The following is a 15,714-nucleotide window of genomic DNA, read 5'->3' as shown; positions in this document are numbered from 1 at the left end:
GGGGATTTGATCGATCCGTCGACCGTCCGGCGCGACCGGTCGCAGGCGCCGCGTATGGCAGGGCGGAGGCTGTTAGCCGGACCCCAAGTCCCATCCGGAGGTCCGCATGCGTCTCATCCTGCTCGGCGCGTTGGCGTCGCTCTGCCTCGCCGCGCCGGCCCTCGCCGGCGTTCCGGCCGGGTCCTGGTCCCAGAAGTCCGACGGCCAGGAACTGACCTTGGTTCCCAAGCTCAAGATCGCCCCCAGCATGTCGGCCACCGGCATGGTCCTCGGCATGAGCGGCTACGGCGGCAATGCGACCACCACGACCCTGCAGAGCGAGTTCGTGCCGATGCGCACCCAGCGCTCGATGTCGCTGGTGATCCGCCCCGACGGCGCCTTCACCTGGAGGATCGACAAGAGCCGCCCGGCCTCGGCGCAAAACGCCGGCTGCAAGCTGCTGATCAGCGAAGAGAAAACCGGCCGGGTCCGCGCTGAGGGCGACCGCCTGGTGTTCGACGTCACCGGCGGCGTTCAGAGTTCGCGCGACAGCTGCGACCCCGCCAAGGCCTCGCGCGGCGCCAAGGCCCCGGCCAGCGAGAGCTACGGCTACCGGCTCTCCGGCGGCGCTCTCAACCTCACGGCCGCCGGCGGGGTGAATTGGACTTTCAGCGGCGGTTGACGCGGCGAGAGCCGTTTACAGCCGCGCAAAACCCCGCCCTGATCGCGCAAAAGGCCAAGGGAGGCTGCGCGGCGGATGTCCGATCAGGTGCTGGAAGGGCTGCAACGGCTGGCGCCGGAACTCGCCGGCGAGGGGGCGAGCGTCGAGGGCCTGCAGCGCCTCTCGGGCGGCGCCAGCATGGAGACCTGGGCCTTCGTGCTGGTCGGCCCGGGCGGGCGCGACGAGCTGGTCCTGCGCCGCCGCACCGCGCCGATGGCGCCGGAGGAGGGGCGCTCGGTGTCGCTGGCCACCGAGGCGGCGCTGATCACCGCCGCGCACGCGGCCGGGGCCCCGGTGGCGCAGCTGGTCCATCTGGCCCGCCCCGCCGACGGCCTGGGCGAGGCGCACATCACCCGTCGCGTCGCCGGCGAGACCCTGGGCCGCAAGATCGTCTCGGACCCCCGCTTCGAGGCGGTGCGCCCCAAGCTCGCTCGCCAGTGCGGCGAGATTCTCGCGCAGATCCACGCCGCGCCGCCGCCGCCCGGGCTGAAGACCGTCGACGCCCTGGAGGAGCTGGCCCGCTACGAGGAGGTCTACCGCAAGTCCGGAGCCGAGCGGCCGATCCTGGAGCTGGCCTTCCAGCACCTGAAGAAAATCGCCCCGCCGCCGCGCGAGCCGGTGCTGCTGCACGGCGACTTCCGGAACGGCAATCTGATGATCGATCCTGAGCGCGGGGTGAGCGCGGTGCTCGACTGGGAGCTGTCGCACTGCGGCGACCCGGCCGAGGACCTGGGCTGGATCTGCGTCAATTCCTGGCGCTTCGGCCGCGCCGACCTGCCGGTCGGCGGTTTCGGCGCCTACGGGGACCTGCTGGCCGGCTATGTCGACGGCGGCGGGCCGGAGATCCCGCTGTCCCGGGTGCTCTACTGGCAGGCGCTGGGCTCGCTGAAGTGGGGCGTCATGTGCCTGATGATGTACGCCAGCTACGCCAACGGCGCCGAAAGCTCGGTCGAGCGCCCGATGATCGGCCGCCGGGTGTCCGAGACCGAGATCGACCTGGTGACCCTACTGGAGAACGGCCTGTGATCGAACATCCGAAAGCCGAGGAACTGGTCGAAGCCGTGGCCCGCTGGATCGACAGCGTCCGCCCCCAGCTCGCTCCGCGCGACGCCTTCCTGGCCCGGGTGGCCGCCAACGCCCTGGGCGTCGTGCGCCGCGAACTGCAGCAGGGGCCGGCGGCCGAGGCCGCGGCGGTTGAGCGGCTCGGCGCGCTCCTGGGGCGCGCCGGTTCGCTGGCGGAGCTGAACGCCGACCTCTGCGCCCGCCTGCGGTCGGGCGAGATGGACGCCGCCACGCCGGGGCTGCTGGCGGCGCTGCGGGCGAACATCACCGAGCAGATCGCCATCGATCAGCCGAGTTATGCGCCGGAGCCGGGCTGAGCGGTGATTCCCACCCTGGCGGCCGGGGGCGTTCACGGATAGAGCGGCGTCATGTTGAGCCGCAAAGACTGCCTGGACCTCGACGCCCGCGACCTGCTAGCGGCGCGGCGCGAGTTGTTCGATCTGCCGGCCGGGGTGATCTACCTCGACGGCAATTCGCTGGGCGCGCTTCCCCGCAATGTTCGCCCCCGCCTGGAGGCGGCGGTGCAGAACGAATGGGGCCGCGACCTGATCAAGAGCTGGAACACCGCCGACTGGATCAATCTGCCGTCCCGTGTGGGCGATCGGATCGCCCGGTTGATCGGGGCGGGGGCGGGCGAGGTGATCGCCGCCGATTCGACCTCGGTGAACCTCTTCAAGCTGGCGGCGGGGGCGTTGAAGGCGCGGCCCGGCCGCAAGGTGATCGTCACCGAGCCCGGCAATTTTCCGACCGATCTCTACATCCTCCAAGGCCTGCGCGACCTGCTTGGCGACGTGGAGCTGCGGGTGGTCGAGCGCGGAGCCCTCGCCGCGGCGCTGGACGAGGACGTCGCCCTGCTGCTGCTGACTCACGTCCACTACAAGACCGGAGCCGTCCATGACATGGCCGCCCTGACCGCGCGGGCCCATGCTGTCGGTGCGCTGGCCCTGTGGGACCTCAGCCATTCGGCGGGCGCCCTGGCCGTGGACCTCAATGGCTGCGGCGCGGACCTCGCCGTCGGCTGCGGATACAAGTACCTCAACGGCGGGCCTGGCGCGCCGGCCTTCCTGTTTATCGCCAAGCACTTGCAGCAAAGTTTTCAGACGCCTTTGACCGGCTGGATGGGGCATGCCGCGCCGTTCGCGTTCAGCGACGATTACGCCCCCGCGCCCGGCGTGCTGCGCGGTCTTTGCGGCACGCCCTCGGTGCTCGGCCTGACGGCGCTGGAGGCCTCGCTGGAGGCCTTCGACGGCGTCGACATGGGCCAGGTGCGGGCCAAGTCGATGGCGCTGGGCGACCTTTTCCTCGACCTCGTTTTCGAGCGTTGCGAAGGCTTTGGCCTGGGATGCTCACGTGACGCGACCTCTCGCGGCAGCCAGGTCGCCCTGACCCACGAGAGCGGCTATGCGATCATGCAGGCCCTGATCGCCCGCGGCGTCATCGGCGACTTCCGCGCGCCTGACGTGCTGCGCTTCGGCTTCACCCCGCTTTATGTCCGCTACGTCGACGTCTGGGACGCCGTCGACATTCTTTCCGACATCATGGCCCGCGGCGAGTGGCGGCAGGCCCGCTATCACGAGGTCTCGGCCGTCACATGAGCGAGAAGCTGCACACCCCGCCGGCGATGAGCTATGGCGACTACCTTGGCCTCGACACGCTGCTGGCTTCCCAGAAGCCGCGCTCGGACGAGCATGACGAGCTGCTGTTCATCATCATCCACCAGGCCTCCGAACTGTGGCTGAAGCTGTCGCTGCACGAGCTGCGTGCGGCCCGCGCGCACATCCGCGCCGATGACCTCGGCCCGGCCTTCAAGATGATCGCCCGGGTCAGCCGCATCCAGGGCCAGCTGATCCAGTCCTGGGACGTGCTCGGCACCATGACCCCCAGCGACTATCACGCCCTGCGCCCGCACCTCGGCCAGAGCTCGGGTTTCCAGTCGTTCCAGTATCGGATGCTCGAGTTCGTAATGGGGGCCAAGGACGCCTCCATGCTCCTCGTCCACGAGGGGACGGAGGTTCACGCGCCCTTGGTCGCGGCCCTGGCCGAGCCCAGCCTCTATGACGAGGCCATCGCCCTGCTGGCGCGGCGTGGTTTCGACATCCCGGCCTCGGTGCTGGAGCGTGACTGGCGCGAGCCGCATCGCGCCGATCCGGCGGTCGAAGCGGCCTGGATCGCCGTATACCGGGATCCGGATAAATACTGGGATCTCTATGAGTTGGCCGAGAAACTTGTCGACCTGGAGTTCCGCTTTCAGCAGTGGCGCTTCGCGCACCTGAAGACGGTCGAACGCATCATCGGCTTCAAGGGCGGCACCGGCGGCAGCGCTGGCGCGGCCTATCTGGCCAAGGCGCTGCAGGGCTCGTTCTTCCCCGAGTTGTTCGGGGTTCGCACGGTCCTCTAGTGCTGCGGCGGGGGGGCGCTCAGCACGCGGTTCAGCGCCTCGCCCAGGGCCTCGGCCAGCAGCGGCTTCTCGACGATGTCGACGCCTGCGGCCTGCGCCCGGCTCCGCACTATGGCGGTCGGATGGGTGGTGATCAGCAGGGCCGGCAGCCGAACGGCCCGGCGGCGCAGCACCTCGACTAGTTCCAGCCCGTCCATCCCCGGCAGTTGTAGATCGACCACCAGACAGCCGTCCGCCGGGAGCCGCGGGCAGGCCGCCAGGCTCTCGGCGTCGGGGAAGGTCTCGACCTCATAGCCGTCGAGCTCCAGGGCGAACTTCAGCGCCGTGCGCACGGCCGGGTCGTCGTCCACCAGAAGCAGGGGGGCGGGGCGCACGGCGGCTTCCATTCTCAGGCCGCGGCCTTCCAGGTCGGCTCAAGCTGCGCGTGCGGCGGGCAGGGGGCGACCGGGGTCTGCGGCAGGCCGACCATCTCGTTGGCGAAGCCGTGGTTGACGTCACGGTGATGGGCTTCGTCGGCCCGGACCACCAGGACCACGTCGCGCAGGGTCGCGGTGGCGGCCAGACCCCAATAGCGCTTGGCGATCTCGGGCGCCGGCACGTTCGGGCTGCGGCCCTCGTCGATCTCGGCGAGGTAGTGCGTATAGCTGATCACCGCCTCTTCCTCGAAATAGCCGACCACGCGGTGTGCGGTCTTGGCGGAGACGATGTAGAGGCCGAAGAAGAACAGGTAGAACACCCACTGCACCGCCACGACCACGAAGCGTTCGAACAGCGTCGGCTTGCTGACCTCGATGAAGGTCATCAGGTGCATGCGCTCGTTCTCGGCCTCGTCCATCAGGGTCTTGATCCAACCCTTGTCGTCGCACATGCGGCGCAGGCACTTCAGGTGGGTCAGGGTGGCGCCGACCATGCCCGGGACCGCCGCGACGGTCTCCAACACCACCGCCCGGTGGCCGTAGCGCTTGGCGAAGAAGGTGTCCGCGCAGAACCGCAGCAGCTTCACGAAGCCGAAGGCGACGCTGTCGGAAAGGCCCTGCGGCTTGTGATGGACGCTGGTGTCGACGAGGGGGGCGGTCATATTCGGGCTCCTGCTCCGATGTTGGCGAACAGGTACGCGTGCGGGCCCTTGGACAGAATCCGTGTCTTCCTCTTAAGGGGTATCCCCTAGCTTCGCCGCGCCTGGCGGTGCGGTATCGGACAGGCGGCGCAACAGGGAAGGCCAGATCCTGCAGTACGGCTCGTCCAACGTCTGGATCGGTGCGGCGGTGGCCATCCTGGCCACCCTGGCCGGCGTCGCCGCCCACGTGCTGCTGGCCCCGGTTGTCGGCGATCGCGTCGCCTTCCTGGTGTTCGTGCCCGCGGTGGTGCTGGCCTCGGCCCATTCGGGACTGGCCCCTGGCGCGCTGGCGGCCATGCTCGGCGTCTGGTGCGGCCTTTTCCTGGCCCAGCGGCTCGGGCCGATCAGCGACGCCGACATCGCCAGCGCCATCGTCTTCGCCGGAGTCGCCGCGGCCATCGTCGTCGGCGGCGAGTCCTTCCAGCGCTCGCGGCGCGAGGCGGTCGCCGTCAACCGCGATCTGGCCGCGCGCGAGGCGCACCTAAGCTCGATCCTCGACACCGTGCCCGACGCCATGATCCTGATCGACGAGCAGGGGACCATGCAGTCCTTCTCAAGCGCCGCCGAGCATATGTTCGGCTGGACCGCGGCCGAGGCCCTGGGGCGCAATGTCAACCTGCTGATGCCGCCCCCGCACAGGGAGGCGCACGACGGCTATCTGGAGCGCTACTACCGGACCCACGAGCGGCGGATCATCGGCCTCGGCCGCGTCGTCGTCGGCCTGCGCAAGGACGGCTCGACCTTCCCGATGGAGCTTTCGGTCGGCGAAATGCGCACCGCCGACGGCCGTTTCTTCACCGGCTTTGTCCGCGACCTGACCGAGCGCCACCGGACCGAGGCGCGGCTCAAGGAGCTGCAGTCCGAACTGGTCCACATCTCGCGGCTCACCGCGCTCGGGGAAATGGCTTCGGCCCTGGCGCATGAACTGAACCAGCCGCTGTCGGCCATCGCCAACTATCTGCGCGGCTCCGTGCGCCTGTTGGCCAGCGATCCGATCCCGCGCGAGCGGCTCAGCGAGGCGCTCGACAAGGCGAACGAGCAGACCCTGCGCGCCGGCCAGATCATCCGCCGCCTGCGCGACTTCGTGGCCCGCGGCGAGACTGAACGGCGGGTCGAAAGCCTGCCCAAGCTGATCGAGGAGGCCGGCGCCCTGGCCTTGGTCGGGGCCAAGGAGCACGGCGTGCGGGTTTCGTTCGACCTGGACCCGGCCGTGAACCTGGTCCTGGCCGACAAGGTCCAGGTCCAGCAGGTCATTCTCAACCTGATCCGCAACGCCATCGACGCCATGGACGAGGCGCCCCGACGCGAGTTGCGCATCCTGACCCGGCCCGCGGACGATCAGCTGGCCCAGGTGACGGTGGCCGACACTGGGCCGGGCATCAGTCCGGAGGTGGCCGAACAGCTCTTTCAGCCCTTCATCACCACCAAGCGGCATGGCATGGGGGTTGGGCTCTCGATCTCGCGTACGATCGTCGAGGCGCATGGGGGCCGAATCTGGGTGGAGACCACGCCTGGCGGCGGCGCCACCTTCCATTTCACGCTGCGCAGCGTTGCGGACGAGGAACTTGATGGCTGACGAACTGGTGCATGTGATCGACGACGATCCGGCGGTTCGCGATTCACTGGCCTTCCTGCTGGAGACCGCAAACCTCAGTCCGCGCACCTACGACTCGGCCGTAGCCTTCCTGGAGGCCCTTCCGGAGGTCACGAGCGGTTGCGTCGTCACCGATGTGCGGATGCCCGAGATGACGGGCATCGAGTTGGTGCGGCGGCTGAAGGGCCAGGGATTTCGCCTGCCGATCGTGATGATCACCGGTCACGCCGACGTGCCGTTGGCGGTCGAGGCCATGAAGGCTGGGGTCGCCGACTTCATTGAAAAGCCGTTCGACGACGAGGTGCTGCTGGCGGCGATCCATGCGGCGCTGCGCGACGGCGAAAAGGACCGCCAAGGTGCGGCCGAGGCGGCTGAAATCTGCGCGCGGATGGACACCCTGTCGGGGCGTGAACGCGAGGTGCTGGGAGGTCTGGTGGCGGGCCACGCCAACAAGGTGATCGCTTTCGACCTGGGGATCAGCCCGCGCACCGTCGAAATCTATCGCGCCAACGTCATGACCAAGATGAAGGCGGCCAGCTTGTCGGAGCTGGTCCGCATGGCCATGCTGGCGGAACGGGGCTAGCCGCGCTTCTTGCCGCCGGCCGCGCTCCAGATCGAAACACCGCCGAGGATCAGCGCGAAGGCGGAAAAGGCGACGACGACCATGGTCAGGTAGAGGGTGTCGAACGACATCGGGTGGGCTCCTGTCTGATGGACCCAAGGTGATGCTTTCAACCCCGCCGGAATATTCGTGAGTGCTCCTTAAGGGCTTCTACGGAAGGGCCTGGATTGGAAACTCGACCCCCGAAGCGACCGGCGCACGCCATGCGCCGGTCGCTTCATTTTCGCCTGTTGCAAAAATCCTAGTGATCGCTAGGAATCGATCGGGCGACCATCGGGGAACGAGCGAACGTGAGCAGGCGTCTTCTCATCGGGCTGGACAGCGGCGGGGCCAAGACGGCGGCCGTTCTCTGCGATGAGACGGGGCGTGTCCTGGCCCGCGTGCGCGACATCGGCGCCGCGATCGTGGGCCTGCCGGACCTGCGCTTCTACAAGGTCGTCGGCCGGGTGCTGGCGCGGCTCTGCGAGCAAGCGAGGGTGTCCCTGGCCGATGTCGAGCGGGTCGCCATGGGCCTCAGCGGCGTCGACTACGCCGACGAGCAGGCCGAGCAGCACCGGCTGATCGCCGCCCGGTTCGGGCTCGAAGGCCGGCTCGAACTGGTCAATGACGGGCTGGTGGCGCTGTGGGGCGTGTCGCGGGCCGACGCGGTCGCCCTGTTCCAGCACGGCAGCGGCGTCACCACCGCCTACCGCGCTGCGCCCGGCGGCGAGGCCATCTACGACAGTCTCGACGTGGCCGAGGTCTTCGACGTCCGCCGCGCCGCCTTCGCCCTGACCGCCCGGATGATCGACGGCCGCGCCGCGCCGAGCGAGCTCAAGGATCGGGTGCTGGCTCACTGCGGCGTGCCGGCCGAACGCTTCGCCGAATGGGCGTTTCGGGACGAGGCCGCGCGCGAGCGGCGGATGGCGGTCGCGCCGGTGGTCTTCGCCGCCTGGCAGGCCGGCGATCCGGCCGCGGCCGAGATGATCGACCGCGCCGCCGACGACTACGTGCTGACCATGCGTGTGATGGGCGAGCGGATCGGGGCGCCCTTCGAGGCGGCGTTCGGCGGCGGGGTCATCACCCAGGGCGGGACGGCCTTTCAGCTGCGGCTCGGCGAGATGCTCTCACGCCAGCTGCCGGACGCGCGGCTGACCCCGGTGGCGCTGCCGCCGGACCTGGGCGCGGCGGTGTTCGCCGCCTTCCGGGCGGGCCTGGACCCCAAGCCTTTCTTCGCCAAGCTCGCCGAACTGGAGACCGTCTGATGCGTCCCATCGTCCTCTGCATCGTCGGCGCCGGGGGCAGTTACACGCCCGAGATCGTCGAAGGCGTGCTGGACCGCCCGGGGCTGGAGCTCGCCGAGGTCAGCCTGACCGACAGCGACCCGCAGCGGCTGGCCGTCATGGCCGGCCTGACCCGCCGGATGATCGCCGCCAAGGGCGCCAAGATCGCCGTCCGCGAGAGTTCCGACCTCGCCCAGGCGGCCGCCGGGGCCGACTTCGTCGTCACCCAGATCCGGGTTGGGGGCATGGCCGCCCGCCAGCTCGATGAGACGATCCCTCTACGCTACGGGGTGATCGGTCAGGAGACGACCGGCCCCGGCGGTATGTTCAAGGCGCTGCGGACCATCCCGGTGATGATCGACATCGCCCGGACGATCGCCCGGGTCGCGCCGCGCGCCTTCATCCTCAACTACACCAACCCCAGCGGTATCGTGACCGAGGCGGTGCTCAACCACACCGACGCCAAGCTGCTCGGGCTGTGTTCCTCGATCCCGCTGCTCCAGCATCGCCTGCGCCGCTTGCTCGCGCCGGTGTTCGGGGAGGTGCAGATCGCCAGCGTCGGCCTCAACCACCTGGGCTTCATCCACCAGATCACCGCGGGGGACGAGGACGTCACCGCCCGGGCCATCGCCCACCTGGCAGACGGCGCTACGGCCAACGACGCCCTGTTCGCCTCCGCGCTGAAGATCGCGCCTCGGCTCGGCGCGATTCCGGTCGAAAAGTACGGCGACCTCTACTTCCATCGCCGGGCCGAGTTCGAGGCGATGGCGAGCGCCCAGCGGACTCGCGCCCAGGCGGTCATGGACATCGAGGCCGAGGTGCTGGCCGAAGCCGCCGACCCGGCCGTGGCGACCAAGCCGCCGGCCCTGATCCGCCGGGGCGGGGAGGGCTACAGCGGCGTCACCTTCGACACCCTCGACGCCGTCCTCAACGACCGGGGCGCGAAGATCGTGATGAGCGCGTTTAACAACGGCGCGGTCGTCGGGCTGCCCGACGACGTCGCGGTCGAGACGGTCTGCCATGTGGACGCCTCGGGGGCGCGGCCCCTGCCGGTGGGCGAGATCCCGCTCGCCTATCGCGGCCTGGTCCAGGCGGTGAAGGCGCACGAGAGCCTGACCGTGCAAGCGGCGGTCACGCGCAGCCGCGACGTGGCCCTGCAGGCGCTGCTGGCCCACCCGCTGGTCGGCGACATCGATATCGCCGAGCCGATGCTCGACGAGATGCTCGCCGCGCACGGCCTGAACTACCAATAACGTCCGGGGAGGGACGCCATGGAGCCTGCGAAGAGTCTGGTCGAACGCCTTGGCTACGACGCCGATGCGCGGCTGCTGATCATCAACTGCGACGACGTCGGCTCCAGTCACGCCGCCAATCTGGCCTGCCATGAAGCGATGACCTCCGGGGTCGCCACCAGCGGCACGCTGATGGTTCCCTGCGCCTGGGCGCGTGAGGCGGTGGACATGTTCGCTGGCCTCGATCTCGGGGTGCATCTGACCCTGACCGCCGAGTATCCCGGCTATCGCTGGCGTTCCCTGACCGGCGGCCGCTCGCTGCACGACAGCGACGGCTTCCTGCCCTCGACGGCCGCGGCGGTCTTCGCCCGCGCCCAGATCGACGAGGTCCGCGCCGAATGCCGCGCCCAGATAGAGCAGGCCCTGGCCTGGGGCGTCGACATCACCCACCTCGACTCGCACATGGGCGCGAACCAGATCGATCCCCGCTTCCTGGAGGTCTACGTCCAGCTGGCGCAGGAATACGATCTGCCGCTGCGCATGCTCGGCCCGGACCTGGAGGCGATGCTGGGCGTCTCCGGTCGGGCTATGGCCGCGGCCGCCGGCCTGGTCTGCAACGATGAGTTCGTGTCCCAGTGGGGGCGGCCTACCGGCGAGCTCCTGCGCACGACCCTGCCGGAGCTCGCAGCCGGCGTCGCCGAGGCCAACGTCCACCCGGTGCTCGATGGCCCTGAACTGCGCGGTTACGACAAGAAGGAGCCGCTGATCCGCATCGACGACCATGCGGTGGTCATGGATCCGGCGACCCGCGGCTTCCTCGACGACCAGGGCTTCCGGATGATCAGCTTCCGCCCCCTGCGCGACCTGCAGCGGCGCGCCGCATGAGCGCGCCGCCTGGAACCCGTCAGCCCAGGGGCAGGGCGCGCCGGGCGGCGGTGCTAGACGCCGCGCGGCGGCTGTTCGCGAGTCAGGGTTTCAAGGGCTCCAGCCTGGCTGCGATCGCGCAGGAGGCCGGCATCACCGATGCGGGCCTACTCTACCATTTCCCGACCAAGAACGCTCTGCTGCTGGCGGTGATCGCCGAGGGCGACCGCGAGCAGGACGAGGCGCTGGAGAAGGTCCGTGACGTCCAGGGCTTGCCGCTGCTGCAGCGCATGGCCGAGTTCGGCGCCGACCTTGAGGCCGATCCGATCCTGACGGCGCTGGACGTGACCCTGTCGGCCGAGAACCTGTCGGGCGGATCGGAGATCAACGCCTACTTCGTGGGCCGCTACGACCGCTTCCGGGCGATGCTGACCCAGGCCTTCGAGGAGGCGCGCCGCGCCGGCGACCTGACCGGCGATTTCGACTCAGGCGTCGAGGCGGCGAACATGACCGCGGTGCTCGACGGCCTGCGCCTGCAGTGGCTGCTGAGCGACGGGGCGGTGTCGATGGCTGGCGGCATGCGCGCCTATGTGGCCGGGGTCATCGCCAGGCTGTCGCCGCGATCCTAGGGCGCTTCCGGCGGCAGCTTGCGGGCGCGCGCCTCGGTCCAAAGATAGAGGCCCAGCACCGTCAGCGCGACGACGCCGGCGCCCGCCCACATGGTCTGCTCGGGGAACGCCTCGGGCGCCACGGCGATGGGCGAGGGGTTGTTGGTCGCCACGATCAGCCCGGCCAGCGCCACGTTGAACAAGCTCTCGCCGACGATGAAGCCTGAGGCCAGCAGTACGCCCAGTCGCTGGGCCGCCGCGCCATGCGGCTTGCGGCTCACCCAACGGTCATAGGCCCAGCCCACGACCGCGCCCAGCACGACGGGCAGGGTGACCGCCGCCGGCAGATAGATGGCGATACCGACGCCCAGCGGCGGCAGGCTGTACTTGCCCGACCGCCGCAGCAACTCGTCGACGACGACCAGAACGACGCCCAACGCCACGCCGACGCCGATGTAGATCCACGGCAGGTCGCCCTGAATCACCCCCTTGGCCAGGGTCGAGATCAGCACCGCCTGCGGCGCGGCCAGCGGCTGGTCGGAGATGGCGTGCAGGTTCGGCGCGCCGGCGAAGCCGAAGGCCCTGTTGAGAATGTCGAGGATCGGCGGGATCACGCAGGCGCCGGCGACGACGCCGACGATCAGCGCCGCCTGCTGCTTCCAGGGCGTGGCGCCGACCAACTGGCCGGTCTTCAGGTCCTGCAGGTTGTCGTTGGCGATGGTCGCGACGTTGAGCAGCACCGCGGTGACGAACAGGGCGTAGGCGACCAGGGCGCCGTGGCCGGTCGGGCCCACCGTGTTGGCCGCCAGCAGCACCAGCAGCAACGAGGCGCCCAGCACCGAGAGGATGGCCAGGCCCGAGACCGGGCTGTTGGACGAGCCGATCAGCCCTGCCATGTAACCGCAGACCGCCGCCACCAGGAACCCGGCGATCACGACGTACAGCACCCCGCCGGCGATCAGCGGCCAGATCACGCTCTCCAGCGGACCGGCGGCGAGGAAGCTGTGCAGCAGCACGGCCAGGGGCGGCAGGGCGCCCAGGATCACCGCTCCGACGATCCAGATCGGCATGTCGCGCTCGGTCAGCGGCAGGTCCGCGCCCTTGCCGGCGGCCCGCAGGCCGGAGGCGCGGATCGCGCCGGCCAGGCCCGCCCAGACCGGCCCGGCCAGCTTGGCCAGCGTCCAGATCGCCGCCGCGCCGATCGCGCCGGCCCCGATGAAGCGCACGTCCGGGGCCCAGGCGGCCTGGGCGATCTCGGCCGCGGTCCCAGTCGCGGCCGGGTTCGTATGGGTCATGATCGGCACCGCCACGCCCCAGGCGATGATCGTGCCGACCAGCATGGCGATTCCGACTGCGATCCCCATCAGGTGTCCGGCCCCGATCAGCGCCAGCTGCAGGCCGCCGGCCAGTCCGGTGGCGGTGGTGGGCGTCGGCCGGAACCAGACCGCGATCTCGGCCGCCAGGGCGCGCATTCCGACCGCCGCGGCGATCGCCGCCGAGCCCAGCGATCCGACCACCACCGCGGCCAGGCCGGCCTTGGCCTCCGCGCCGCCCGCCGTCTCGCGCGTGCCTGACCCGACCTTCAGCACCTCGGCCGCCGCGCGGCCTTCCGGATAGGGCAGGTCCGAATTGGTCACCAGCGCCCGGCGCAGCGGGATCGTGTACATGACCCCCAGGACCCCGCCGATCACGCAGATCCAGAATGAGGTCCAGAACGGAAAGCCGGTCCACCAGCCGACCATCACCAGGCCGGGCAGCACGAAAATGATCGACGACAGCGTCCCGGCGGCCGAGGCCACCGTCTGGACGATGTTGTTTTCCCAGATGGTCGAGGTCTTCAGGCCCCGCAGGATCACCATTGAGATGACCGCTGCGGGAATCGACGAGGCGAAGGTCAGCCCGACCCGCAGGCCGAGATAGACGTTGGCCGCGGTGAAGACGACCGTGATCAGGCAGCCCAGGGCCAGACCCCGCAGGGTCAGCTCGATTCGCTTGTCGCCCTGTCCCATGGCCGAATCCCCGCAGAGGCGCAGTGTTCGGGTCAGTTGTGGCCGATCACATGCGCCCCCGCCAGCGGATCAGGTCGACTGGGTGTTGTCGGGCAGGCCCAGGATCCGCTTGGAGATGATGTTGTTCTGGATCTCGGCCGAGCCGCCGTAGATCGACATCGCCTTGCCGCCCAGCCAGCTGCGGACGCTCTCGATCTCGTCCTTGCTGAAGGCCTCGCCCTCCCAGCCCAGGCCCTGGTGGCCCATGATCTCGAGCGTCAGCTCGGCGCGGGTCTGGGCGACGTTGGTGGCCGAGTTCTTGAGCACCGAGGCGGCGTTGGTGGCCCCCGACGCGCCTTTCGATTCGGCCGCGGCGCGGGCCAGGGTCAGACGGTGGATCTGGGCGTCCATCAGGTGCCGGGTCAGCCGCGTGCGCAGGTCGGTGTCGGCGATGCGGCCGTCGGCGTCCAGCTCGAGGTAGCGCTTGGCGATCTCGTGCATCGGCGTCGCCCGCGGGCCGTTCGCCGCGCCCGTCTGGCTCGCCCGCTCATGCTGCAGCAGCCGCTTGCCGACCGTCCAGCCGACGTTCAGCTCGCCCAGCACCGCGTCCTTCTCGGCGCGGGCCTCATTGAAGAAGGTCTCGCAGAACGGCGAGGCGCCGGCGATCAGGGCGATCGGCCGGGTCTCGATGGCGGCCTGCTGCATGTCGATCAGCATGAAGGTGATGCCGTCATGCTTCTTGGCCTTGGAGTCGGTCCGCACCAGGGCGCCGCACCACTGCGAGTACTGGGCCCCCGAGGTCCAGGTCTTTTGGCCCGTGATCGTCCAGTGGTCGCCGGCGTCGACCGCCTTGGTCTGCAGCGAGGCCAGGTCAGACCCGGCGTTGGGCTCGGAATAGCCGACGCACCAGCGGATTTCGCCGCGCACGATCGGAGGGATGTGCTTGCGCTTCTGCTCCTCGGTTCCGTAGTCGAGGATGGTCGGCCCGACCATGGTCACGCCCATGCCGAAGGTCAGCGGGTTGAAGGCGCCGATCTTGGCCATTTCCTGCTGCAGCACGCGCGCCTGCTGGCCGCTGAGGCCGCCGCCGCCATACTCGGCCGGCCAGGTCGGGGTGCCCCAACCCTTTTCGCCCATGCGATTCATCCACAGCAGGACGTCGCCCTGCGGCTTCTCGCCCTCCATCAGGGCGGCGGCGACGCCGGGCTTGCCGCGCAGCGAGGCGGGGAAGTTCTCCTCCAGCCAGGCGCGGGCCTGGGCGCGGAATTCCTCGAGCCCCTGCTCGATTCCGAAGTCAGCCATGTTCGTTCCTCCGCATTTGCGGACAAACTATGGGCTGTGGTGGGCGCGGCAAAGGCGCCCGTCGCGTAACCCTGCGCAGATTTCCGTTCCGTCGCCGCGGGCGCGCGAACGGCTACGGGACGTCCTTGCGCGATGGGCGCGGGGTCCAGGCTTGCGTGTCGCGGATTTCCGATCGTTGCAGAAACGGCGGTTGCGCATCGCGGAGCAACACCGCGAGGCGCTCGACAAGATCGTTCATGCAAGCGCGGTTCGGCGTCACCACTTGGCTGACAGTTCTGTCGTCCATGCCCAGCCTCCCGAAACCCCGCAGCTGATCGACGGCCTGCAGGGTGGCCCTTCAACAAAATAGAAGTCCCGCCTCGCAACGATAGCCAGGGAAAACACCAGGGTGGCGAATCAGGGCGCCATGCCGTCGCCGTCTCGGTGTGTCCGGCGACGCTCCGTCTGTGCGCGGATTCGCTGACCGCTCGATCGATCTGGGCCCCTTCGACAGTCGGCGTGAAAAGATCTGCCATTCGATTGAAAACGATTGACGAGGACGACATCGCCCCGACATGGCGGTGGTCCTGGCCAGCGACAACGCCAGGTACGTGGCTGGTTCCATCATGACCGTGGATGGCGGCAGCGAACTGGGCGACGGTTCGGCCGATTCAATTCTGGCGCATCTGGTCGTGGACCGCCTTCAGGGTCGCGATCGCAGCGCTGGCTGCTTGCAGTTTCGACGCCCCTCCGCGCCCGGCCACGTCTGCTGGTTCGAGCGCTGCGGGCGTCGATACCCATTCGGCCGCCGGACGCGTGAGCTGCGCCGCTTCAGCTTCCCGTCGCCGCCAGCGCTCGGCCTGGACCGCCAGCTGATCGAAGTCGATCCTGCCGCCTAGGTTCTGAACCCATAAATCTTGCTGGCGATCGACGACGCTGATTCAAGGCTTCCGGAAGGGAGCTTTGAATGGCGCGTTACGATCTGA

The 15,714-nt window shown here is 69.4% G+C and carries 17 protein-coding genes; 12 read left to right on the top strand and 5 right to left on the bottom strand.

All coding sequences use genetic code 11. The features are described from left to right. Positions 1 to 106 precede the first annotated feature (106 nt). From OUA97_RS00085 to kynA, 5 genes are all read left to right on the top strand, one after another. The gene (locus OUA97_RS00085; protein WP_267229686.1) at positions 107 to 661 is read left to right on the top strand and encodes a hypothetical protein; all 555 of its coding nucleotides are present in this window, start codon (positions 107 to 109) and stop codon (positions 659 to 661) included. Between the two features lie 75 nt (positions 662 to 736). Next, entirely contained in the window at positions 737 to 1,726 is a 990-nt protein-coding gene (locus OUA97_RS00080; protein WP_267229685.1) for a phosphotransferase family protein, read from the top strand. Continuing rightward, complete coding sequence (locus OUA97_RS00075; RefSeq protein ID WP_267229684.1) at positions 1,723 to 2,079, top strand: DUF6285 domain-containing protein; 357 nt, start codon at positions 1,723 to 1,725, stop codon at positions 2,077 to 2,079. The genes OUA97_RS00080 and OUA97_RS00075 overlap by 4 nt, the downstream gene beginning before the upstream one ends. 51 nt (positions 2,080 to 2,130) lie before the next feature. Further along, complete coding sequence (gene kynU / locus OUA97_RS00070; protein WP_267229683.1) at positions 2,131 to 3,357, top strand: kynureninase; 1,227 nt, start codon at positions 2,131 to 2,133, stop codon at positions 3,355 to 3,357. Continuing rightward, positions 3,354 to 4,160 (top strand): tryptophan 2,3-dioxygenase, encoded by an 807-nt coding sequence (gene kynA / locus OUA97_RS00065; RefSeq protein WP_267229682.1) that lies wholly within the window; start codon positions 3,354 to 3,356, stop codon positions 4,158 to 4,160. Before kynU ends, kynA begins: the two co-directional genes overlap by 4 nt. Here the strand turns inward: kynA and OUA97_RS00060 are convergent. Next, positions 4,157 to 4,534 (bottom strand): response regulator transcription factor, encoded by a 378-nt coding sequence (locus OUA97_RS00060; RefSeq protein WP_267229681.1) that lies wholly within the window; start codon positions 4,532 to 4,534, stop codon positions 4,157 to 4,159. The genes kynA and OUA97_RS00060 overlap by 4 nt on opposite strands. Positions 4,535 to 4,548: 14 nt before the next feature. Continuing rightward, a complete protein-coding gene (locus OUA97_RS00055; RefSeq protein WP_267229680.1) occupies positions 4,549 to 5,238 on the bottom strand; it encodes an alternative oxidase in 690 nt (229 codons plus the stop codon). A gap of 187 nt (positions 5,239 to 5,425) precedes the next feature. On the opposite strand from OUA97_RS00055, the gene OUA97_RS00050 reads away from it, so the two are divergent. The 6 genes from OUA97_RS00050 (at position 5,426) to OUA97_RS00025 (ending at position 11,480) form a co-directional block, all read left to right on the top strand. Continuing rightward, positions 5,426 to 6,853, top strand: coding sequence for a PAS domain S-box protein (locus OUA97_RS00050; RefSeq protein ID WP_267229679.1), 1,428 nt, complete (start codon positions 5,426 to 5,428; stop codon positions 6,851 to 6,853). Continuing rightward, positions 6,846 to 7,454 (top strand): response regulator FixJ, encoded by a 609-nt coding sequence (gene fixJ, locus OUA97_RS00045; RefSeq protein WP_267229678.1) that lies wholly within the window; start codon positions 6,846 to 6,848, stop codon positions 7,452 to 7,454. The genes OUA97_RS00050 and fixJ overlap by 8 nt, the downstream gene beginning before the upstream one ends. Before the next feature lie 329 nt (positions 7,455 to 7,783). After that, positions 7,784 to 8,737 (top strand): BadF/BadG/BcrA/BcrD ATPase family protein, encoded by a 954-nt coding sequence (locus OUA97_RS00040; protein WP_267229677.1) that lies wholly within the window; start codon positions 7,784 to 7,786, stop codon positions 8,735 to 8,737. After that, on the top strand, positions 8,737 to 10,008 hold the full coding sequence (locus OUA97_RS00035) for a hypothetical protein (protein WP_267229676.1): 1,272 nt from the start codon (positions 8,737 to 8,739) through the stop codon (positions 10,006 to 10,008). The genes OUA97_RS00040 and OUA97_RS00035 overlap by 1 nt, the downstream gene beginning before the upstream one ends. 18 nt (positions 10,009 to 10,026) lie before the next feature. Further along, entirely contained in the window at positions 10,027 to 10,872 is an 846-nt protein-coding gene (locus OUA97_RS00030; RefSeq protein WP_267229675.1) for a ChbG/HpnK family deacetylase, read from the top strand. Beyond that, complete coding sequence (locus OUA97_RS00025) at positions 10,869 to 11,480, top strand: TetR/AcrR family transcriptional regulator (RefSeq protein WP_267229674.1); 612 nt, start codon at positions 10,869 to 10,871, stop codon at positions 11,478 to 11,480. Before OUA97_RS00030 ends, OUA97_RS00025 begins: the two co-directional genes overlap by 4 nt. Here OUA97_RS00025 and OUA97_RS00020 read toward each other — a convergent pair. The 3 genes from OUA97_RS00020 to OUA97_RS00010 all read right to left on the bottom strand — a co-directional run bounded on the left by OUA97_RS00020 (position 11,477) and on the right by OUA97_RS00010 (position 15,035). Continuing rightward, positions 11,477 to 13,468 carry an OPT family oligopeptide transporter gene (locus OUA97_RS00020; protein WP_267229673.1) on the bottom strand — a complete coding sequence of 664 codons (1,992 nt, stop codon included), beginning with the start codon at positions 13,466 to 13,468 and terminating at the stop codon, positions 11,477 to 11,479. The two genes, OUA97_RS00025 and OUA97_RS00020, sit on opposite strands and share 4 nt — an antisense overlap. Before the next feature lie 69 nt (positions 13,469 to 13,537). Further along, a complete protein-coding gene (locus OUA97_RS00015) occupies positions 13,538 to 14,749 on the bottom strand; it encodes an acyl-CoA dehydrogenase family protein (RefSeq protein ID WP_267229672.1) in 1,212 nt (403 codons plus the stop codon). A 112-nt stretch (positions 14,750 to 14,861) separates the two neighbouring features. Further along, positions 14,862 to 15,035: a hypothetical protein gene (locus tag OUA97_RS00010; protein WP_267229671.1), complete on the bottom strand. Its 174-nt coding sequence runs from the start codon at positions 15,033 to 15,035 to the stop codon at positions 14,862 to 14,864. Between the two features lie 268 nt (positions 15,036 to 15,303). Between OUA97_RS00010 and OUA97_RS00005 the strand changes: the two genes are divergently transcribed. Then, positions 15,304 to 15,627 carry a hypothetical protein gene (locus OUA97_RS00005; RefSeq protein ID WP_267229670.1) on the top strand — a complete coding sequence of 108 codons (324 nt, stop codon included), beginning with the start codon at positions 15,304 to 15,306 and terminating at the stop codon, positions 15,625 to 15,627. The last annotated feature ends 87 nt before the right edge of the window (positions 15,628 to 15,714 follow it).

The organism is Phenylobacterium sp. 58.2.17 (genome assembly GCF_026411515.1).
GTDB lineage: Bacteria > Pseudomonadota > Alphaproteobacteria > Caulobacterales > Caulobacteraceae > Phenylobacterium.
The sequence above is the reverse complement of the archived record's forward strand: the minus strand, read 5'-3'. Positions and strand labels throughout refer to the sequence as shown.

What these genes read in the sequence shown, in the direction of transcription:
- OUA97_RS00085 (WP_267229686.1), top strand. Translation starts at nt 107, where the DNA reads ATGCGTCTCATCCTGCTCGGCGCGTTGGCGTCGCTCTGCCTCGCCGCG.
- OUA97_RS00080 (WP_267229685.1), top strand. Translation starts at nt 737, where the DNA reads ATGTCCGATCAGGTGCTGGAAGGGCTGCAACGGCTGGCGCCGGAACTC.
- kynU (WP_267229683.1), top strand. Translation starts at nt 2,131, where the DNA reads ATGTTGAGCCGCAAAGACTGCCTGGACCTCGACGCCCGCGACCTGCTA.
- kynA (WP_267229682.1), top strand. Translation starts at nt 3,354, where the DNA reads ATGAGCGAGAAGCTGCACACCCCGCCGGCGATGAGCTATGGCGACTAC.
- OUA97_RS00055 (WP_267229680.1), bottom strand. Translation starts at nt 5,238, where the DNA reads ATGACCGCCCCCCTCGTCGACACCAGCGTCCATCACAAGCCGCAGGGC.
- fixJ (WP_267229678.1), top strand. Translation starts at nt 6,846, where the DNA reads ATGGCTGACGAACTGGTGCATGTGATCGACGACGATCCGGCGGTTCGC.
- OUA97_RS00035 (WP_267229676.1), top strand. Translation starts at nt 8,737, where the DNA reads ATGCGTCCCATCGTCCTCTGCATCGTCGGCGCCGGGGGCAGTTACACG.
- OUA97_RS00030 (WP_267229675.1), top strand. Translation starts at nt 10,027, where the DNA reads ATGGAGCCTGCGAAGAGTCTGGTCGAACGCCTTGGCTACGACGCCGAT.
- OUA97_RS00025 (WP_267229674.1), top strand. Translation starts at nt 10,869, where the DNA reads ATGAGCGCGCCGCCTGGAACCCGTCAGCCCAGGGGCAGGGCGCGCCGG.
- OUA97_RS00020 (WP_267229673.1), bottom strand. Translation starts at nt 13,468, where the DNA reads ATGGGACAGGGCGACAAGCGAATCGAGCTGACCCTGCGGGGTCTGGCC.
- OUA97_RS00015 (WP_267229672.1), bottom strand. Translation starts at nt 14,749, where the DNA reads ATGGCTGACTTCGGAATCGAGCAGGGGCTCGAGGAATTCCGCGCCCAG.
- OUA97_RS00010 (WP_267229671.1), bottom strand. Translation starts at nt 15,035, where the DNA reads ATGGACGACAGAACTGTCAGCCAAGTGGTGACGCCGAACCGCGCTTGC.
- OUA97_RS00005 (WP_267229670.1), top strand. Translation starts at nt 15,304, where the DNA reads ATGGCGGTGGTCCTGGCCAGCGACAACGCCAGGTACGTGGCTGGTTCC.